Annotated in this window: 13 protein-coding genes and 1 pseudogene; 4 read left to right on the top strand and 10 right to left on the bottom strand. The window is 39.4% G+C overall.

Annotated elements, in window-relative coordinates; translation table 11 throughout:
* Positions 1 to 9 precede the first annotated feature (9 nt).
* From csm4 to HMPREF0666_RS09380, 9 genes and pseudogenes are all read right to left on the bottom strand, one after another.
* Positions 10 to 843, bottom strand: a pseudogene (csm4, locus tag HMPREF0666_RS09420) (type III-A CRISPR-associated RAMP protein Csm4); the annotation flags it as partial.
* A gap of 2 nt (positions 844 to 845) precedes the next feature.
* On the bottom strand, positions 846 to 1565 hold the full coding sequence (csm3, locus tag HMPREF0666_RS09415) for a type III-A CRISPR-associated RAMP protein Csm3 (RefSeq protein WP_198010545.1): 720 nt from the start codon (positions 1563 to 1565) through the stop codon (positions 846 to 848).
* Positions 1549 to 2013, bottom strand: coding sequence for a type III-A CRISPR-associated protein Csm2 (gene csm2 / locus HMPREF0666_RS09410; protein WP_009012137.1), 465 nt, complete (start codon positions 2011 to 2013; stop codon positions 1549 to 1551). Before csm2 ends, csm3 begins: the two co-directional genes overlap by 17 nt.
* Before the next feature lie 17 nt (positions 2014 to 2030).
* On the bottom strand, positions 2031 to 4115 hold the full coding sequence (cas10, locus tag HMPREF0666_RS09405; protein WP_009012136.1) for a type III-A CRISPR-associated protein Cas10/Csm1: 2085 nt from the start codon (positions 4113 to 4115) through the stop codon (positions 2031 to 2033).
* On the bottom strand, positions 4078 to 4512 hold the full coding sequence (locus tag HMPREF0666_RS09400; RefSeq protein WP_009012135.1) for a hypothetical protein: 435 nt from the start codon (positions 4510 to 4512) through the stop codon (positions 4078 to 4080). The genes cas10 and HMPREF0666_RS09400 overlap by 38 nt, the downstream gene beginning before the upstream one ends.
* Positions 4499 to 5194 carry a CRISPR-associated endonuclease Cas6 gene (locus tag HMPREF0666_RS09395; protein ID WP_009012134.1) on the bottom strand — a complete coding sequence of 232 codons (696 nt, stop codon included), beginning with the start codon at positions 5192 to 5194 and terminating at the stop codon, positions 4499 to 4501. The genes HMPREF0666_RS09400 and HMPREF0666_RS09395 overlap by 14 nt, the downstream gene beginning before the upstream one ends.
* 604 nt (positions 5195 to 5798) lie before the next feature.
* Entirely contained in the window at positions 5799 to 7298 is a 1500-nt protein-coding gene (locus HMPREF0666_RS09390; RefSeq protein WP_009012132.1) for a DUF5687 family protein, read from the bottom strand.
* Positions 7299 to 7913 (bottom strand): LolA-like putative outer membrane lipoprotein chaperone, encoded by a 615-nt coding sequence (locus HMPREF0666_RS09385; protein WP_009012131.1) that lies wholly within the window; start codon positions 7911 to 7913, stop codon positions 7299 to 7301. It lies immediately after the preceding gene.
* A gap of 154 nt (positions 7914 to 8067) precedes the next feature.
* Positions 8068 to 10530, bottom strand: a complete 2463-nt coding sequence (locus HMPREF0666_RS09380) for a DNA translocase FtsK (protein WP_009012130.1) — start codon at positions 10528 to 10530, stop codon at positions 8068 to 8070.
* Between the two features lie 103 nt (positions 10531 to 10633).
* Here HMPREF0666_RS09380 and HMPREF0666_RS09375 point away from each other — a divergent pair, with 103 nt between their 5' ends.
* The 3 genes from HMPREF0666_RS09375 (at position 10634) to tilS (ending at position 14020) form a co-directional block, all read left to right on the top strand.
* Complete coding sequence (locus HMPREF0666_RS09375; RefSeq protein WP_042856249.1) at positions 10634 to 11308, top strand: 3'-5' exonuclease; 675 nt, start codon at positions 10634 to 10636, stop codon at positions 11306 to 11308.
* Positions 11309 to 11457: 149 nt separating this feature from the next.
* The gene (locus tag HMPREF0666_RS09370) at positions 11458 to 12660 is read left to right on the top strand and encodes a class I SAM-dependent rRNA methyltransferase (RefSeq protein ID WP_009012128.1); all 1203 of its coding nucleotides are present in this window, start codon (positions 11458 to 11460) and stop codon (positions 12658 to 12660) included.
* Complete coding sequence (gene tilS / locus HMPREF0666_RS09365; RefSeq protein ID WP_009012127.1) at positions 12650 to 14020, top strand: tRNA lysidine(34) synthetase TilS; 1371 nt, start codon at positions 12650 to 12652, stop codon at positions 14018 to 14020. Before HMPREF0666_RS09370 ends, tilS begins: the two co-directional genes overlap by 11 nt.
* A 187-nt stretch (positions 14021 to 14207) precedes the next feature.
* Here the strand turns inward: tilS and HMPREF0666_RS09360 are convergent, their stop codons facing one another.
* Positions 14208 to 16622 carry an outer membrane beta-barrel family protein gene (locus HMPREF0666_RS09360; RefSeq protein WP_009012126.1) on the bottom strand — a complete coding sequence of 805 codons (2415 nt, stop codon included), beginning with the start codon at positions 16620 to 16622 and terminating at the stop codon, positions 14208 to 14210.
* Between the two features lie 607 nt (positions 16623 to 17229).
* On the opposite strand from HMPREF0666_RS09360, the gene HMPREF0666_RS09355 reads away from it, so the two are divergent.
* Positions 17230 to 18789, top strand: a complete 1560-nt coding sequence (locus HMPREF0666_RS09355; protein ID WP_009012125.1) for a sensor histidine kinase KdpD — start codon at positions 17230 to 17232, stop codon at positions 18787 to 18789.
* Positions 18790 to 18816 lie beyond the last annotated feature (27 nt).

Below are 18816 nucleotides of genomic sequence, written 5' to 3'. Positions count from 1 at the left end.
ATGTTTTTTTGTGGAGGTGTCGAATTTTTCATTACAGCTACCAGCCATAAAACCACCTCGAGGTAAAATGCTATACAGGGAGTTCTTGAGGTTGAGTTTTGGAAGTTCTTCTTCTGTTGGGATATAGAGTGAGAGAAGCAATTGTCCGTTACTATTTTCTTTTGTTTCCCCTAATTCTAATGTCCCTCCATATTCAACATTGAATTTGCCGCCACCAATATTTCGGTCTGTTCCTATTCCCTGTTCACCGAGTATGGTGAAGAGCTCATATAATTCTTTGAGTAATTCTTTTTTGGCATCAGTAAGAACATAGAGTCCAGCTTTATTATGATAAAAATCCCACTCGAAGAAGAAGGGTTCTGCATCTTTCCCTTTTTCCCGTGATACGCTAACTCGCTCATTTACTTGTGAACGTGAGATAATAGGAAATGATCCATTATTCATTGAACCAGAGAGCAGGTTCTTGTGTATTTGATTTTGATTTACATAAATTACTTCTCCTTTAATTAGTTGGCTCCAAAGACTACTTTCTATATATTGGACTCCTTTAAGAACTTTACGTGTTAGACTTTCTTCTTTTTCTTTGATTCTAACCTGTAGGCGTCCTTGCGGTTTTGGTAAAAAAAGATGGTTTTCCCAAAAGGGGAAGGCTGAGCTGATAGAAAAAGAATTTATAAACTCTTTAATTTCTTTAGGACCTTTAATTTGTACCCGTATAGCTGCCAATGCTGCAGAAAGAGTATCAGAATGTAGCGTGTGTGCAGAACAGTCTGTGGCCTCTCTACCCATTCCTATATGAATGGGAGAGAGGTTAGTTAGCTTTATGATTGAGAATGTCTTCATACTCAATAAGTCTTTTCGTCTTCTTTTATTATTTTTATTCCAACTTGGCCGTATCCACGTGAACCGTTTCCTCCAAGGTAATCGTCATGTAGAAGGGTAATTCCTTGATTTAGAGTGCTTCTTAAACTATTTTCATCTTCTCCTTCAAAGATATTTAGAATCATTTCTAACTTGAAAAATGCCCCTGCTGGTACTCTTTCAAAAGTTCGTGGATTAGCCTTAGCTGTAATGCGATCTATATTTACTTCTGTTTTACTCTCGGTAAATGGTAAATCAGTATTGCTAAAGTCTGGTATGTCAGAACGTTTAAGTCCAAATATTTTTAGTTCATTTTCGTCATCATTTTGTGTTGCCATAACTGCATCTCTTACAATTAGGCGTGATGCATGATTTGACTCACTATCTCCTGCAATACCAAACAATGCACCAGCTTTGCTTTGTGGATTGTTTGAAGGTTTACCCTCATTAGACTCTCCATTTGCTAATTCAACCAAGCATCGTAGTTTCCCTTTAAGAGAACTTCCTGGTATATAAGGAATATTGGTTAAAGGATTACGAACCACAAACTTATCTGGTCCACCAATGTTGAGTGCTGCATTTGTTCCACCAATGTGTAAACCGGTCTTTAATATAATAGTACCAGTATAGACAACTTTCTTTTTTAATCTTGTTGTAGTCATAGATAGTTCTTTATAATGTAATAATTTAATCTTTTCCTCCATACGCTTTATGGTATGCAAGGATAGCTTCTATAAGATTGCAGAAATTATTATAGGTTTTTTGATCTTTGACAAGAAGATATACTCTCTCAAAGATGAGTTTAAATAGTTTTAATCCTTTGTTCTTTTCATCTCTTCCAAAAGCATAAGCTACTTTCGGACGGAGTAAAAAGAAAGACGCTTTTTCTATCTCAAATTTACCCATTTGTATTCTTTTTATTTCTCCATAAATACTGCGGATTTTAGAATTGGTAAGTCCATTCCTTGCCATATATTTTCCAAGGACTTCAGCAAAATCTGGAAGTCTCTCGTTGGCTCCTTCCGTAATCCAGCTTTCATCGAAATTAGCTTTGGTTAAAATCTCTTCTGGAGTTTCAGACCCATCCTTGTTTGTATTCCAACTGTTTCTTCTCTTGTCGGGATACCTGTTCTCATTGTAAGATGTTACCATAATTGTTCTCTTTTAATTTATTTGTTTGTTCGTAGTTCTAATTCTGCCCATCTACACGCTAATGCCCATAGTTCTAAAGGATGATAGGAAGATTTTATAGTTTTGTTATTTAGACAAGAACTATTACCACATATCTCTTTTATGTATTGATTAATTAATTCTTTCGCTTGTACGTCTTTTGTACGGTTCTTCATCCTGCCCATATCGTACGCAATCATCCAATAGGTTTTGAAGTTTGTAATTTTGTGTGAATTCATCTCTGCATTAGTTCTATGTCTGAGAACTTTTGATATAAAGGAACTCTTGATGGCATCATCAATGTGCAGTTCTTTTATCTCATTTTTTAGTGCTTCAACGGCTGGAAACTCTTCATCCCAATTCAATGCTGTGTTGAGTAGAGCAAAGGAATTCTTTTCTAATTCCATGCATTGGTGTTTTTTAGCCCTATCTTCCTCAATAGCACTTTCTTCTGCACCTTTCATTATTGGAAACTTAGGTGATAGCAAAGCGACACCACCAGATATAGTTAAACTGGGATTGTTACAAGTGTATTTACGGAAATCTTCTCTTATACGTTTTGCAATCTCAACAGTTTTTTCCCAACTACCAACAATAAAAAGGTCGTCACCACCACTATATATGATGATTGATTTACTTGGATCTGTTTCTCTCCAGATCTCATTTAAATAACCTGAGAAGAAATAATCGAACGAACGGCTTAATGTTGCATAACGTGATAGAGATGTATATTGAGGATTTATACCAGCTTGGAATATACGTCCAAGGTTATCGACATCCATTCTTAGAACTCCTAATCGCCTAAACGCATTATCTGTATCTGATTTATGGCAAAGTTCCTCAAAAGTTGGTATTCTTGTGCAGCCTAATTCGTTTCCACCATAGTAGAATAAACCATAGATGCTATTAGAATTCTCGATTATTTTTACAAGATTATCACCATCTTTGCTTGTATTGGCTTGTAAAATAGTTAGCGGTTCTTTTTCAAAACATATTTTATCTTTTATTTTTATTAATTCTTCTTGTTTTAGAAGGTAGTAATGGAAGCCTAATTGAGCAGGCTCTACAGAACATTTGTCTGCTAAATAAAGTACTTCTGATTCGCTGATGATAAGTAAATCAAAGTTACGGAGCTTATGGCCTAAAATTATTTGTTCTTTTGTAATATAACGGAGTGGTGAAAGGTCTCCCTCGCTGTAGCTTTGTTCGTTGGCAGGAATTTCTTCGCCAGAGATACAATCAAATTTATTGAGGCCTGATTGTGGGGTGAAGAATCTTTTATAATCATCTTCCATCATTGTTGCATATCTTTGATTTTTTCGTCGATCTCTTTTTATAAATAGATCCCCCCATAGTTTACCTATATCTTCCCCATTTCTATGTAGTAAAGCATCATCAGAAACAGTAATGCTATCAATTGCAACATATAGTGATGTTCCATGTGTTGTAAATATTCTTTTTTCAATTTCTTCGATAGCTGTTTTAAGCTTGTGTTTGATATCAGTTGTATTAGGTGCTAGAAGATAAAATCCTCCACCACTATTATATATGATATTTGCTTGAAAGAGGCCTAATCGTTTCATTAGATAGCGCACAACTGCGTCTGATAACACACGAATATAAAAAGATCGACCTTTAAGGTTTTTACCAGCATGTTTTGATACTATCTGATAGATATAAGATTGAATTCCACTGAGGTCGGCACCAATAAGGAGAAAACGATCTTTTGGTTTTTCTCCTGAGCACATAAGGTCGTAAAGACAGATGGCTAGTGCTGTTGTTGTTTTGATATGATCATAGAGTGAAATGTCTGGAGAGTGTGTTATATTGGATGGAATGAAAGAGGTGTATTTGTATAGTAATGTCAAGAGATTGTCTGAAAAAGTTTGGTAAGTACTGTGAGTGAGTGAGGCAAATTCACTTTTAAACTCCTTCCATAGATTGCTATAGTTAGGAATTTCAGTAATTTCCTGTTGAGGAAAATTATCAATAGAAGGTATCAGCTTCTGTACAGGAAATTGATGCCATTCTTTATTCGTTAACAATTCATCTTGATTGCCAATTGTTTCTAAAATGGGAATCAATCTTTCGTTCTTGCAAGATTTCCAGTTGCTTTTCGCTTTCTGTAGAAAGTTCTTCTGTATAATCTTCTTTACCAGAAGATAATAATAATGCTTCTTTGATTATTTGTTCTATTTTACTAATCTGACTTTTGACTAAACTCTTCAAATTGTCTTTGTTACTTGACTCGTTTTGAGTATTTTTAAGCAACTTATTAAAGACTCGCTGGTTTTCCTTAATAAATAGTTTTGTCCATAAGGTATATTTAGCTTCTTGTTTTAAGTAGAATAGATCTTCAAGTTCACCTATATTTATCGGACTAGAAGTTATAGTAATATTCTCGTTGTCTGCTTTTTGGTAAAACTTTCCGATTTCGTGCAGTATAGCTGATAGGTAGATATGTTCTCTAATGTTGTCCATATTTATTTTTTACGTTATTTTTCTTAGTTATTATACCGAATCCCACACTTGTATGTTTGCCTATACCTATAAAGTCGGGCAAAGACAGATTACTTTTAAATTGTATGTCCATACATTGTAACGGAACTCGTTTGTATCTAACACTTCGTATGTTTTCGATAGCTGTTATGGAAACGTCAATTGTTGATGTAATGTTTATTTCAAGTCCCTTGGCGAGGGATAATATATTTCCGATGAGGATTTTTTCGAGTATTTTTATATGTTCTATGAGACTCGTTGTTTCAGTATAAACTTTGTAGTTTGTTTCGTTTAGGGGTAGCCAATCCCGTATGCGGTAATCAAAACTACAATCCCAGCACTGTATTTCGGTCTGTAGGGCTTGTAAATTCTGTATGGGGAAAGTCCTTGTTTTGTCCCTAATTCTTAGTTTATGGTCTTTATTTATGGAGAAAAATTGCCCTATAGAATCCACTCCCTTACCAATACAGGTGATAGCGGCTTTCCCACCAATACGCTTATATTGTATCAATGGGTAAGAGTAGCGTAGGGATGTACCATCGTGATTATGGAATAGGATATTGCTTGACGGTATTGCGGCAATAATAGCTCCACGGAACAATGGGATTTCTGAGCGTCGTAAGGGAGTATCAAACTGTATGGTCAGTGTCTTTATCTTGGTCATTGTTTGGGTTTTATATTTTAGGTAATGGGTGGCTTGTCACTCAGTCAGACATCGTTTATTAAGGAATATACACTCCTTATAATATCGGTGTATCATGTTTAAGACTATAGATGCAAAGATAATAAAATATATTCAATTTGTTTATTAATATTGAAAAATATTTTAATTCATGAGTAGTTTTTATAATTTTCACGTCATACAAGTTATAAAAACTTACTTCGAGTAAAGATGCTATGAATAAAGGAATGTAGCTCTTTGTAGCTAAAGAATGATTTATAGTTGATGACATGCACTGGTTGATTTAGTCTTATCCTTTGTCAAGCGGTCTTTTCGTTACTTGTGTTTTTGTTTTTGGTAAGTTTTTTTGTCATAAAAAGTAATTCTTAAGCATAACTCCTATTATTCTATTGAATCTCAGAATGATACAAGTGGGCGGTGGGGAAGAAACGAAATTATAGATGGACAGGGGATAGAACAGGTAAGGGTAAGTGTGGCTTATAGGGCTTGGGAATCAATATTCTCAAGTGGGGAGGGATGTTTTCTATTCTTACAAATTAGGGGAATAGGTGTTTTGTGTTTATGTACTAGCAGATAGTAACTTGTTTTATCTGCTTCTTCGAAAGCCTTCAAGTTGGTCGTATTGGTTGTCTTTCATCTTTTGGGCGATACTAATAAGCCAACGGCGGTGGGTGGAAATGAAGAAGATACCAAGGAGAGAGAGGAGGGTATTGGTGATGATAGGTTGGTTTAGCCACCATGCACCTAATGCGGTGATTGGGAAAGGACTGATGATGGTAACGAGCGTAACGATGAGCTGTATATAATTCGTGTTTACATTCTTTTCTGTGTGTGTAGCTTGCATAGAGAAAGTCACCTTATTATATATTGCCATCTGAAATAGAATACGATAGGCGACACCAGCTGCAAAGAGGACATAGGATAGTATTGTCCAAAAGCTTATCCTCCCAATTAGAGCTAAAGGGAGGAAGGCGAGCAGCGGAATCAATAGTAAGGCTGTATAAAAATAATACTTTGCAAGCAAAAGGTTTTGGATACTATTGCGTTGCATCAGTAGGCATTCGTAGTAATTCCCTTCATAACACATGATTCTTGAGAGCGAACTTAGTCCATAGACGATAAAGCTATAGTAGAGAAAGCCGTTACTCTTTACCATGTCACTCTCTGGGTCAAAGGCTGTGATTAGACTAAATATAAAGATACCGAAGGTGTTTAGATAGAATATCAAACGGAGTCTTTTGTTGCGTAGTATACTCCAAGTCTCAATCTTAAGAAACTCTCCAATTTTATTGAAACGGTCGAAGATCGTAAGATTGATATTATTCTTGTCTCTTTTAGAAGTTTCTGACGTGTATTGCTCTTGGCGGATACGACGTTCAAGGACGCTACGATTTAGCAATATCATTCCTATGAGTAACAATGCTAAAACAGCATATATCCCTATCTCTCCTCTTATCATAGCATTACCAATCTCTGCCCAACAGTGGAGGTAACCCTGTGGAGAAGGGAAGAAGATAGTTATGATGACGATAGATAAATAGGTAAGAATCGGTATGAGCCAATACCACAGTCCACGTGCCGTCAGCACTTGCGTAAACTGGAAGAATTGTCCGTTAATAAGTAGAAGGAGATAAAGTCCTGCTGTATAACCAATCATAGCCGTTGCACCTAACTCTGGAACGACAGTCCTAATACCAAAGGGAATACAGATAAAAAGAAGGTTCACATTCTTAAAAACTATCAGTTGTCGCAGAATCAGATAGTCTGTATAGCTATGTTTCGGTAGTGGTAAGAGTAGATATGGGCGGATATTCATCAGCAACCGATGGTCTGTTGTATATCTGAAAAGATAATCGATGAACAGAAATAGCGGCAGCAGGGCATAGATGAATCGGTAGCCTCCAAGATTATCATTGATGGTGAGGTCTGCCAATTCACATCCTATCCATGCAAGATAAGCATAAAGAAAGACAGCCAACACGTAGTAAATATACTTTGCTACGCTGTTGGCTTGCCATATTTTATTTCTCCTACCAGACAGGTAGAAGTGCTTATGCAATGTTTGAATAGCCTCCCAGTAAGTCATTTATCTCAAGTCTATGATTTCAGCAGAGGGATGACTTTTCTTATTGAAAGTAAAGATATTATCTGAGAGGTTCTTACGCTGAATACCAGAAACGGTAATTGTTGTCCACTTATTAGCCTGCTTAATCTTAATCTTTTGTAGCTGATAGGCTTTGTTTACAGTCACAAAGGCCTCTGGTATGTTACGTTTTGGGTTGGTTGACTTCATGTGTACCACGTAAGCACCCCCTTCATTGGTCATTGAGAGGTCGTAACCTTGGCGATACAAGGTCATCAATGCGTAAGGGTTCATTGAGAGACGTTGTGCTTCGGTAGGCGTTGATACATTCACCTCATTCGTAGACTTCATGTATGACCACTGTGTTGTACCGTTAAACCATACTGTTGTCTGTGGGGTCGTAGCCACAAACTTAATACCTTTCACAGATATAGTACCTGATGTCCTACCAACGGCACCAGGTCTGGAAAGTTCGAAGCGAGCAGTAAACCCACCTAAATTAGAGATTTTGGCTGTAGCTTTATCCATACAAGCCTTAGCCTGATTGGCATTCTGTGCGAATACACTATTTGCCATAAAGATGGCTGCGAACAAAAGTAAATATTTAATTTGCTTCATCGTTTTATTGTTTTTATTATTGATAACTGCTGCTACATAGAAACGTAGTCAGTTGATATATCTTTTTTGTTTACAGACATTTATTACCTTTGAGTGTTCTGACAAGTTTGCGATAGGGCTTTATAAGCAAGACTTCTCAATTTGGTGATGCATCTTATCCACGCAGGACAGTCAGCATATTGTCAAGACTCACCTCGTCGCTTATCAGTACCTCACGAGGCTTTGAACCCTTAGCAGCACCCACGATACCTGCCTTCTCCAATTGGTCCATCAGACGACCAGCACGGTTGTAACCGATAGACAAACGGCGCTGAATCATACTTGTTGAACCTTGTTGAGTGACAACAATAGCACGTGCAGCCTCCTCGAAGAGAGGGTCAAGGTTGTGTGTATCCAGTGAACCGCCTCCACCAGTTTCGTCTTCAGACAGCGGTTCTGGGATTTCTAACGGACGAACAGGTCCTGGTTGGTTAGCGATAAACTTCGTGATGTTCTCTACTTCTGGTGTATCGACAAAGGCACACTGTACTCGAACGGGGTCAGCTCCATTAAGATAGAGCATGTCACCACGTCCGACAAGCTGTTGTGCACCTGGTCGGTCAAGGATAATACGTGAGTCCATCATCGCTCCTACGCGGAAAGCGATACGTCCAGGGAAGTTCGCCTTGATGTTACCAGTGATGATAGATGTCGTTGGTCGCTGTGTTGCAATAATCATGTGAATACCGACGGCACGTGCCAGCTGGGCGATACGTGTGATAGGCATTTCCACTTCCTTGCCTGCAGTGAGAATTAAATCACCAAACTCATCAATGATAACCACGATGTAAGGCATGTATTCGTGTCCTTCTTCTGGGTTCAGTCCGTGTCCAAGGAACTTCTGGTTGTACTCCCTTATGTTTCTGACACGTGCTGCTTTCAGTAGGTCATAACGCTCATCCATCAGTACACAAAGACCTTTCAGCGTCTTTACCACCTTCTGAACGTCTGTGATGATAGGCTCGTCTTCATTCTCCTCTACTGCCGCCATGAATGGTTTAGCAATCGGAGAGTAAACACTGAACTCCACCTTCTTCGGGTCTACGAGTACTATTTTCAGCTCATTAGGGTGTTTCTTGTAGAGTAAGGAGGTGATGATAGCGTTCAGACCGACTGACTTACCCTGTCCGGTAGCACCCGCAACGAGCAAGTGAGGTATCTTGGCAAGGTCGACCATATACACCTCATTGGTGATAGTCTTACCCAATGCGATCGGTAACTCCATCGTTGATTCCTGAAACTTACGTGAGTTTAGGATTGAGAACATGGACACGATGTTCGGCTTAGCATTTGGAACTTCAATACCTATTGTTCCCTTGCCTGGCATAGGAGCAATGATACGGATGCCGATAGCCGCTAAGCTCAGTGCAATATCATCTTCGAGGTTTTTAATCTTAGAGATTCTAATACCCTGTGCAGGTGTTATCTCGTAGAGCGTAATCGTCGGACCGACTGTTGCACGGATACTTCTAATTTGTACACCAAAGTCGTTTAACACCTTGATGATGCGGTCTTTATTAGCTTCTAACTCCTCTTGGCTAACGTAGTTAGTCTTCGTGTCAGAATTATATTCCTTCAGTAAGTCGAGTGAAGGGAATTTCCATCTCGTGAAAGGTTCACGTGGATTAATAGGGGTTAGCGGAAGGTTGTTGTTAGCAAGTGTCTTACTGTTTGCCTTTTCCTCAATCTTCTCTTCTTCAACCTCAAATCCTGGTGCTTCTTTCTCTGCTGTCTTCTTCGCTTTCTCGTTGCTGTCTGGCGTATAGAGAGTGTTAAGCTCTTGTGGTTCTGTCGCAGGCTGTGTCGGTAGGTCAATAGGTTCAGCACGAGTAGGGTCGTCATATACTAACGCCTCTACAGGCTCTCCTCCAATGATGGCCTCCTCATCACATGCTTCATTAACATTCTCTCCCTTATCATCATGAACCACTGTGAACTTCACCTTATCGCGGATATAGCCAAAGGGGTTCATCAGTTTTCTTACAACGGTTATTGTTTCGGAGGTGAGATAGGTGAGATAAGCTAACATCACAATCACCAAGATGGCTATCAAACCAGGTGTTCCAACAAGGTTCTCCATGTATTGAACGCAGAAGGCTCCGTGGTCTCCGCCTGGATTATATACTTGGTTGCCCATCAGTGGAGTGAGGGCTTTCGCAAAGGTTACAGACGACCATATCATCACTAAAGCCATTCCCATGAACCATTTCATAAGACTTAGCTTCTTGTAGGCACCCATCATTCGGATACCGCACAATGCAATGAAAGCAGGAATGATAAAGGCAGGAATACCAAAGCAGCGGGAGATGAGTCCGTATGACAGTAATGCACCCAATGAACCACAAGTGTTTTGGAAGGCCCTGTTAGCGTTCTCTACCTCGCCAGGGCGTAAGTCGGTAACTAAACTCTGGTCTGCTGCACCTGTATTAAAATAGCTAAAGAAAGCCACACAGATATAGATAGCAACACAAAGGAGGATGAGTCCAACAACAAATCCCGTCTTGTCGTTAATAATGTTATTTAGTCCGAGTGCCTCGGTGAATGTTTTGCTCTTGCGTTCTGATTTCTTCTTTGCCATTTATCGTTATTCATTTATACTTGCAAAAGTAATAAATAAGTGCCACATAAGCATAGTTTTTCAAACTTTTTTTTTAATTTTGCAAGTTAGTATGCAATCTGAAATGAGTATAAAAATATACAATCGATTTGATAAAAGTAAGATATCACAGTTACCAAGGGTTACTTTCCCAGGGAAGATTGTCGTTGTCTTGAATGAAGCTGAGGCTGAGAAGGCAGTTAATTATCTGCTTTCTAAGGATATCATCGGTATTGACACGGAGACGCGTCCTGTCTTCAAGAAGGGACAGCGACGCAAGGTTGCGCTCTTGCAGGCCTGCGACCATGAGGTATGCTTCCTCTTTCGACTGAACCTCATAGGTGTGCCTGATTGTATTAAACGTTTCCTTGAAGATACAACGGTACCTAAGGTTGGTCTCTCATTGGGTGATGACATGCTGATGTTGCATCAACGTCTTGATTTCAAGCCGGGTTATTTTATCGACCTACAAGACTATGTTAAATCTTTGGGAATAGAGGATATGAGTCTGCAGAAACTCTATGCCAATGTCTTCCATGAGCGTATCGTAAAACGTGAACAGCTATCGAATTGGGAGAACGAGGTGTTGAATGATAAGCAGAAACTCTATGCTTCAACAGATGCTTGGACGTGTATTAAACTCTACGAGCGGCTACACGAGCTAAAACACAGTGGTGATTACGAGCTCATTGTAGTACCTCCAAAGGTGAAGCCAGCGGTTGAAGAGAGCGAAAAGGAGGCGGACGTAACAACAGAATGATAGGTTCTATGTAGATTACTGTCGTGAAGAAAAATATTTTTTATCGTGAAGAAAAATATTTCTTATCATGTAAATAAATCTTTTTGTTCATGAAAGTAATTCGGAGATCATCAAGTAGAAGAAAACGATAAACGCTAAAACGGAACTTTATGTATAAGCAAGTATATTTGAAAAGGGGCAAAGAAGAGAGTCTTCTTCGTTTCCATCCATGGGTCTTCTCAGGTGCTATCAACAAGATTGAAGTGGGACTTGAAGAGGGCGATATAGTGCGTGTCCTAACGCACGACAAGAAGTTTATTGCTGTAGGACATTTCCAGATAGGTTCTATTGCCGTCCGTGTTCTCTCCTTCCATGACGTAAAGATTGATGACACGTTTTGGGAGAGTCGATTGAGTGCGGCCCTCCAAGTGCGCCAAGCGATTGGTGTTATTCGGGAAGAACCCACGTCGGTAGGGGTGTTCCCTAATACTACTTATCGTCTTGTTCATGGTGAGGGCGATAACCTCCCAGGCTTGGTAATCGACGTGTATGGCAAGACAGCCGTTATGCAAGCCCATTCTGTAGGTATGCATGTATGCCGTGAAGTGATTGCGAAAGCCCTTGTTAAGGTAATGGGCGATAAGTTGGATAGTATCTATTATAAGAGTGAGACGACCCTTCCTTACAAAGCGGAACTCGGCCAAGAGAATGGTTTTATCTACGGAGACACCGACAATAACATTGCGATTGAGAATGGCTTAAAGTTCCATATTGACTGGTTAAAGGGTCAGAAGACGGGTTTCTTTATCGATCAACGTGAGAATCGCTCTCTCTTAGAGTATTATGCTAAGGGAAGAAGTGTGTTGAATATGTTCTGTTACACGGGTGGCTTCTCTGTTTATGCTATGCGTGGTGGGGCAGAAGTGGTACATTCTGTTGACAGTTCAGCGAAGGCTATCGAGCTAACTAACAAGAATGTCGAACTCAATTTCCCTCGTGATTCACGCCATGAGGCTATCTGTGAGGATGCTTTCAAATATCTTGACGACCATGATGGTAAGTATGATCTTATCATTCTCGACCCTCCTGCCTTTGCAAAACACCGTAGTGCGTTGAAGAATGGATTGCGTGGTTATACACGATTGAACGTCAAAGGATTTGAAAAGATTAAGCCCGGAGGAATCTTGTTTACCTTTAGTTGCTCGCAGGTAGTCACAAAGGACAATTTTAGACAGGCTGTCTTCACGGCTGCCGCACAAGCTGGTCGTAAGGTGCGCATCCTCCATCAGCTTCATCAGCCTGCTGATCACCCAATTAATATTTATCATCCAGAAGGCGAATATTTGAAGGGTTTGGTCCTTTATGTTGAATAAGATAAAACGATTCATAGCTTCTGAGCATCTGCTTCGGGTAGATGCTCTTTATTTAGTAGCGCTGTCTGGTGGTGCCGATAGTGTTGCTCTTCTGCTATGTCTCAAGGAGTTAGGTTATCGTGTTGAGGCTATTCATTGCAATTTTCGACTGCGTGGTGAGGAGAGCATGAGGGATGAACGGTTCTGTGAAGAACTATGTCAACGTGAGAATATACCGCTCCATAAAGTCCATTTTGATACGCAGTCTTATGCTGACTTACATAAGGTGAGCATTGAGATGGCAGCGCGTGAATTGCGTTATCGTTATTTCTTTCAATTGAAAGAAGCATTAAAAGCTGAAGGTATCTGCGTAGGTCATCATAAAGAAGACTCTGTAGAGACAATTCTTATCAACCTTGTTCGGGGCACTGGACTAAGTGGTTTGATGGGTATTCGTCCTCGGAAGAATGACATTATACGTCCCTTGCTTTGCGTGACACGCCATGAGATTGAGGATTATCTTCGTCGACACGCATCTACATTTGTAACCGATAGCACTAACCTTATGGATGATGTGGTGCGAAATAAGATTAGGTTGAATATTCTTCCACAGTTGGCTGAGATTAATCCGTCGGTTACGGAGGCTATTCTTACTACTGCTAATCATCTCTCGGATGTAGAGGCTATTGTGCAGGAGTCGCTTCATGCGGCTTTGGGGAAAGCTGTTCACTTTTTCTGTTCAGAGACTTCTGTAAGTCAAAGTAGTCTGAGTAAGCATCCTTTCCAACTTGATTTGACAACTGTTCGAGCATTTCCTTCGCCCGCTTACCTCCTTTTTTATATTCTTAAGCCACTCGGTTTTTCATCTTCTCAGATAACGGAGATGGTCTCACACCTTGATGGGCAGACGGGGCAGTTATGGTATTCTTCAACGCATGAACTCACCCATGACCGTGGTTTCTTTATGGTTCTACCTCGTGAAGAAGGTGAGCCTCGCACGCTTGTTATCCCCGAGACGGGGCGTTATGTCTATGATGAGCAACTTTCTCTTCGACTGACAGAGCGGACGTTGGCCCCATCTTCAACCGTTTCTTTCTCTAAGAATCCTACAATCGTCGACCTTGATGCCTCTTCTATACGTTTCCCTTTGACCTTACGACGTGTTGCGGAGGGCGACCGCTTTACTCCTCTTGGGATGCGAGGAAGCCAACTTGTGAGTGATTTCCTCACTAATCTCAAACGTAACCGCTTTGAGAAACGTAACCAACTGGTACTCCTTGATGCCACAGGTACCATCCTTTGGGTCCTTGGTCTTCGTATCAATGACCATTTTAAGTTGACCCCACAGAGCACATCTTGCCTACGGATTGAGATTTTGTAGTGTAGAAGAGTTTTCTGTCTATTCTAATTTTTATCTACTTGTGTAGTGATTAGATAGTCTTAAAATGTTCATAAGCAAAACGGTCGAGCATTTCTTTAAAAACGGTCGACCATTTCTTTAAAAACAGTCGACTGTTTCTTCAAAAGGGGTTGATAGCTTTCTCATAAGGGATTTAATTAGCAGATAATTACAGACGTTCTGCCTCCTTTACTTTGTTCTTATTTGTTTCAAATTTTCTACTTCCGAAGTTGTAATGCACACGGAAGATAATTTGACGGCTTTCACTATGTCCCCAAATGTCTAACTCTAATGTTCCTTTGCGTCCATAGCTGTCCCAACGCTCAGTGTGAAGTAGGTCGGTAATCATCAAAGATAGGGAGAGCTTGTCTCGGAGTAATCGTTTACTCAGTCCGATATCTATACTTCCACTTGGTTTGAAAACCTCATAACTTCTGCCTTGTCGTTTACTTGCGTATCTTGCTGACAGTTCCATACGAACTTTTGCAGGTAGTTGTATGTCGTTTGAAAGTGAAAGATTGCATGAGGGGCGCCGGTAGTCTTCTCTATAAGATTCATAATCAAGATGGTTGATAAAGTAGTAAGCACCGATGTTTGCACTTACATCCCACCATGAGGTGAGACGTTTGTTATAGATAAGGTCAAGTGCCAGCTGTTTCTGTTTACCAATATTCTTGGTTGTCATGACTATGCAGTCTTTCTTGTATGCATCGGGAAGTTGCGTAAAATAATTGTTTAGCTGATTGTAAGAGAGCATTACACTAAGATTATTCTTTGTGTAATCTAAAGATATCCTATGATTTATTTGTGGCTGAATAAATGGATTCCCTTTCCAATAGGTTAGTTCATCTAACAGATATTCAATGGGGTTAAGGTCTTCGTATCTTGCTTTGTCTTGCCGTTTACTGTAGGCAAGTGTGAGCTTTGCTTTGTTGTTAAGATTATAACTGATAGAAAGATTAGGAAAGAGTCTTGTGTGATTGTTCTTATTCTCCTCCATCAGTTTTCCGTCCAAATAGGATTCTAAAGTCCCGATAGTCTGCATATATTCAATCCGCATACCTGCAGTTGCCTGTATATGTTTCCATTTCTGGGCATATTGTATATAGCCTTCAAGATTTGACTCTTGGTAGGTAAACCTGTTAGATCTTGTGTTGTCAAGCACACCTTTTGCATAGAAGCCAAAGCGATTGTTACTTTCTACCTTGGCAGCTTTAATACCTGTAAGGAGCTCTCCGTCATGGCTATTCTTCAGTTTATAGTCAATAGCAGATGATATGATGTTTATATTCTTCTTGGATTTAGCTGGATAGTTGTCTTCCCTTAGTAATGTTCCATTTGGAGAGTAAAACGTATTAGGCTGATTGTTATTACTTACAACATCAACGTGAATCCAGTCTGCATTTGCAGTGATGGTCTGCTGTTCTGTAATATTGAACAGATAGCCTATGCCTGTCGTATATTTTGTATTCTCTTGTTTGGTATAATCATTCCTTGCTTTAAGAATTTCATGAAGCGTGTCTCTACCTTTATATATCCAAGTAGTTGTTGCTGTCACTCCGGGACCTGTTAAGGCATCAACTGATGCATTTAGCATAAGTTTGTGTTTCTTGTTAGGTTGGAATACAAAAGCTAGTCCCCCTGCGTAAGTGTTACGCTTGTCTGTATCATCGGTCTCTGAGAAGTTTCGGTCTCCTTCTTGTATTCTATCAGTACCATATTCCATGTCATAGTGTCCAATGTTATGACTATAGTTGAAACCTAACTGCCATGTTCGTTTGTTATAAGACATACTGAAATCAGAACTTTGTCGTATGTGATTCCAAAATGATATGCCATTAGAAGTCGAGATGTAAAGTCCCTGTTCGCTGTTGTCTTTTAGTTTTATGTCAATAATACCACTTGCTCCTTCTGAATCATAACTTGCATCAGGGTTGGTTGAAGTAGTTATGCTTGCAATGTTAGAAGATGGAATAGTACGCAGATAGGCTGTAAGCGTTTCACCTTGAAGTCGTATGCGTTTTCCGTTCACGTAAACGGCGGCATTACCAAGGGCAGAAAGCGATAGATTTCCTTTATTATCAAGCCTTACACTTGGGGTGTGGCGCAGAACATCTAAAGAGTTGCCAAGGTTAGCAAGATAGGATTCTGCAATAGAAATGCTTATCTTCCCACTTTCCATTTTAATGAGTGAGCGTTGTTTGCGAGCTGTGACAATAACGTCTTTCAGCTCTGTACCGTCAGGATATAAATAGATGTTATAAATGGAATGGTTATTTGGAATGGAGAAAAGAATAGTAGTATCACGGCATCCGATAGCTCCGCAGTATAGTTGATAACTACCATCAATAAGGGCGTAATTAAACTTTCCGTCCGTCTCAGTTAGTCCATTGGCAATTACTTTTCCTGTCTTCTGATCAGAAATGATAATTGTTGCTGCATCAATAGGTTCCTTTGTTTGTTGTTGGATACTAAAGGTTACGGTCTGTTGAGCCATAAGATTAGATAGGTTCAGTAACAATAGAGTTATAACTAAGATGATGTGTGTTGCGAAAGGTCTTGTTTGTAATCTTTGAATTGTCATGAGGTTTGTTATATTTATAGCTATTTTTATAGTATACTAAGCACTCAACACGCTTGGTGTTTACCATCATCACCACTCGTGCTGGGCATCAACACATCGGTAAAATATGAGAAGTTAGGTTATTATTATCATTATAATATTGTAATACATGAAAGATTAACTTATGTGAGAGATGTTTACTGGATAGCATATTAATTTATTTTTGTTTATAGGCAATAGGTTTAATGATTCTACAAAGATAATAAAATAATATTTTTCTTAGGTGTTTTTTGTATAAAGAATAAACGTTTTGTTTTCAGCTAATGCTTTTTATTGATTTATAGAAAGACTTACTTACTTTTGTTTTGTGAATCTAAACAAATGTTTTATTAGCTCTTTTACTTTCTTGTATATCTTTTGGAGTAATCAAAACAGTATGTAAAAGTTTATACTTGATAATTATTAATCTAAAAAGTAGTATTTAGTTAACTAAAATCAATTATGAGTTATTTCTTAACTTTTAGATGTTAAACATTTAAGGAAATCCTATCTTTGCAGTCGGAAAATAAAGATATAGTGCTGTGAATAGAGTTTCTTTATGAGCAGTTTACATATAAGTCAGTGAGTAATGAAGAAGAAAACGATATGGATAATAGCTATAATCATGGGACTTTCGTTCCTTGGTTTGCTGCTGCTCCAGCTCAACTACATTGAAGAAATGGCTGAGATGAAGAAGGAACAGTTTGACGAATCCGTCAACCGTGCCCTCTATCAGGCATCTCGCAACATGGAGTTGAATGAGACTCTTCGTTATTTAGAGGACGATGTGAACAAGACTGAGCGTTTACACAACGATGCTCAAGCTGCTGATAAGGCTGCTGCTACACCGGCCCATCAAGCCCCTTCGACAGACAACCAGGGTGATGTCTATACTTCTTTTGAAGCAAAACTAAAGCAATCAAAGCCTTCCTTGGTCCCGAAAGGTTCTATTTTACGGAGTGATAGTAGTACGTTGTCTGCTACAAAGAAGAATATGCAAGAGATTGTTCGTAATCGTTATGTCTATCAGAAAGCTATGTTAGAGGAGGTTATCTATAATATTCTCTATTCTGCTTCAGACAAGCCTTTACGCAATAGAATAAACTTTAAGCTCTTAGACCAGGACTTAAAGGCAGAGATGATGAACAATGGTATCAACATCCCTTACCACTTCACGGTGACAACACAGGATGGACGCGAAGTCTATAGATGTCCAGATTATGTGAGTGATGGCGAGGAGAATACTTATTCTCAGGTGTTGTTCCGTAACGACCCAGTAAATAGAATGGGCGTAGTAAAGGTTCATTTCCCACAAATGAACAACTACATCTTCTCCAGTGTACGGTTTATGATACCGTCAATCATCTTCACCTTCGTACTGTTGGTCACCTTTATCTTTACAATCGTTACTATCTTCCGACAGAAACGATACAGTGAGATAAAGAACGACTTTATCAATAACATGACGCATGAGCTCAAGACGCCTATCGCAAGTATATCTCTTGCTGCGCAGATGTTGAATGATAAGACACTCGTAAAGAGTCCAAAGATGATTGACCACTTGGGTGGCGTCATCAATGATGAGTCCAAACGACTGCGTTTCCTGGTTGAGAAGGTGCTACAGATGAGTATGTACGACCGCAAGAAGGCTGTGCTAAAGAAGAAATACACAGACCTTAATGAGATGGTGGAGACGATTGCCCACTCTTTCAGTCTGCGTGTTGAGCATACGGGAGGTAAGGTGTACACAGAGATAGAAGCCGTCGATTCCCTCATGTATGTAGACGAGATGCACTTTCAGAATGTTATCTTCAATCTCTTAGATAACGCTGTGAAGTATGCTAAACCAGATGAGCCATTAGACGTCTATTTGAAGACATGGAATACAAACGAGAACCTTTACCTCTCTATACGGGACACTGGACAGGGAATAAAGAAGGAGAATCTGAAGAAGATCTTTGATAAGTTCTATCGAGTTCACACTGGTAACCTTCACGATGTGAAAGGGTTTGGATTAGGCTTAGCCTACGTGAAGAAGATGGTCGACCTACATGAAGGAGAGATAAAGGTGTTGAGTGAGTACGGAAAAGGAACTAAGTTCGTTATAAAACTTCCCGTTATACGTGACGAGGAGGACGAAGAAACATAAATAAAAGTATATAAACAATTTAATACG

Origin of the sequence: Prevotella sp. C561 (assembly GCF_000224595.1) — a bacterium.
Classification (GTDB): Bacteria; Bacteroidota; Bacteroidia; order Bacteroidales; family Bacteroidaceae; genus Prevotella; species Prevotella jejuni.
This window is presented reverse-complemented; position numbering and strand designations above follow the sequence as displayed.

Coding starts and splice junctions, on each gene's coding strand:
- csm3 (WP_198010545.1), bottom strand. CDS start 1,565: ATGGAGGAAAAGATTAAATTATTACATTATAAAGAACTATCTATGACT.
- csm2 (WP_009012137.1), bottom strand. CDS start 2,013: ATGGTAACATCTTACAATGAGAACAGGTATCCCGACAAGAGAAGAAAC.
- HMPREF0666_RS09400 (WP_009012135.1), bottom strand. CDS start 4,512: ATGGACAACATTAGAGAACATATCTACCTATCAGCTATACTGCACGAA.
- HMPREF0666_RS09395 (WP_009012134.1), bottom strand. CDS start 5,194: ATGACCAAGATAAAGACACTGACCATACAGTTTGATACTCCCTTACGA.
- HMPREF0666_RS09390 (WP_009012132.1), bottom strand. CDS start 7,298: ATGACTTACTGGGAGGCTATTCAAACATTGCATAAGCACTTCTACCTG.
- HMPREF0666_RS09385 (WP_009012131.1), bottom strand. CDS start 7,913: ATGAAGCAAATTAAATATTTACTTTTGTTCGCAGCCATCTTTATGGCA.
- HMPREF0666_RS09380 (WP_009012130.1), bottom strand. CDS start 10,530: ATGGCAAAGAAGAAATCAGAACGCAAGAGCAAAACATTCACCGAGGCA.
- HMPREF0666_RS09375 (WP_042856249.1), top strand. CDS start 10,634: ATGAGTATAAAAATATACAATCGATTTGATAAAAGTAAGATATCACAG.
- HMPREF0666_RS09370 (WP_009012128.1), top strand. CDS start 11,458: ATGTATAAGCAAGTATATTTGAAAAGGGGCAAAGAAGAGAGTCTTCTT.
- tilS (WP_009012127.1), top strand. CDS start 12,650: ATGTTGAATAAGATAAAACGATTCATAGCTTCTGAGCATCTGCTTCGG.
- HMPREF0666_RS09360 (WP_009012126.1), bottom strand. CDS start 16,622: ATGACAATTCAAAGATTACAAACAAGACCTTTCGCAACACACATCATC.
- HMPREF0666_RS09355 (WP_009012125.1), top strand. CDS start 17,230: ATGAAGAAGAAAACGATATGGATAATAGCTATAATCATGGGACTTTCG.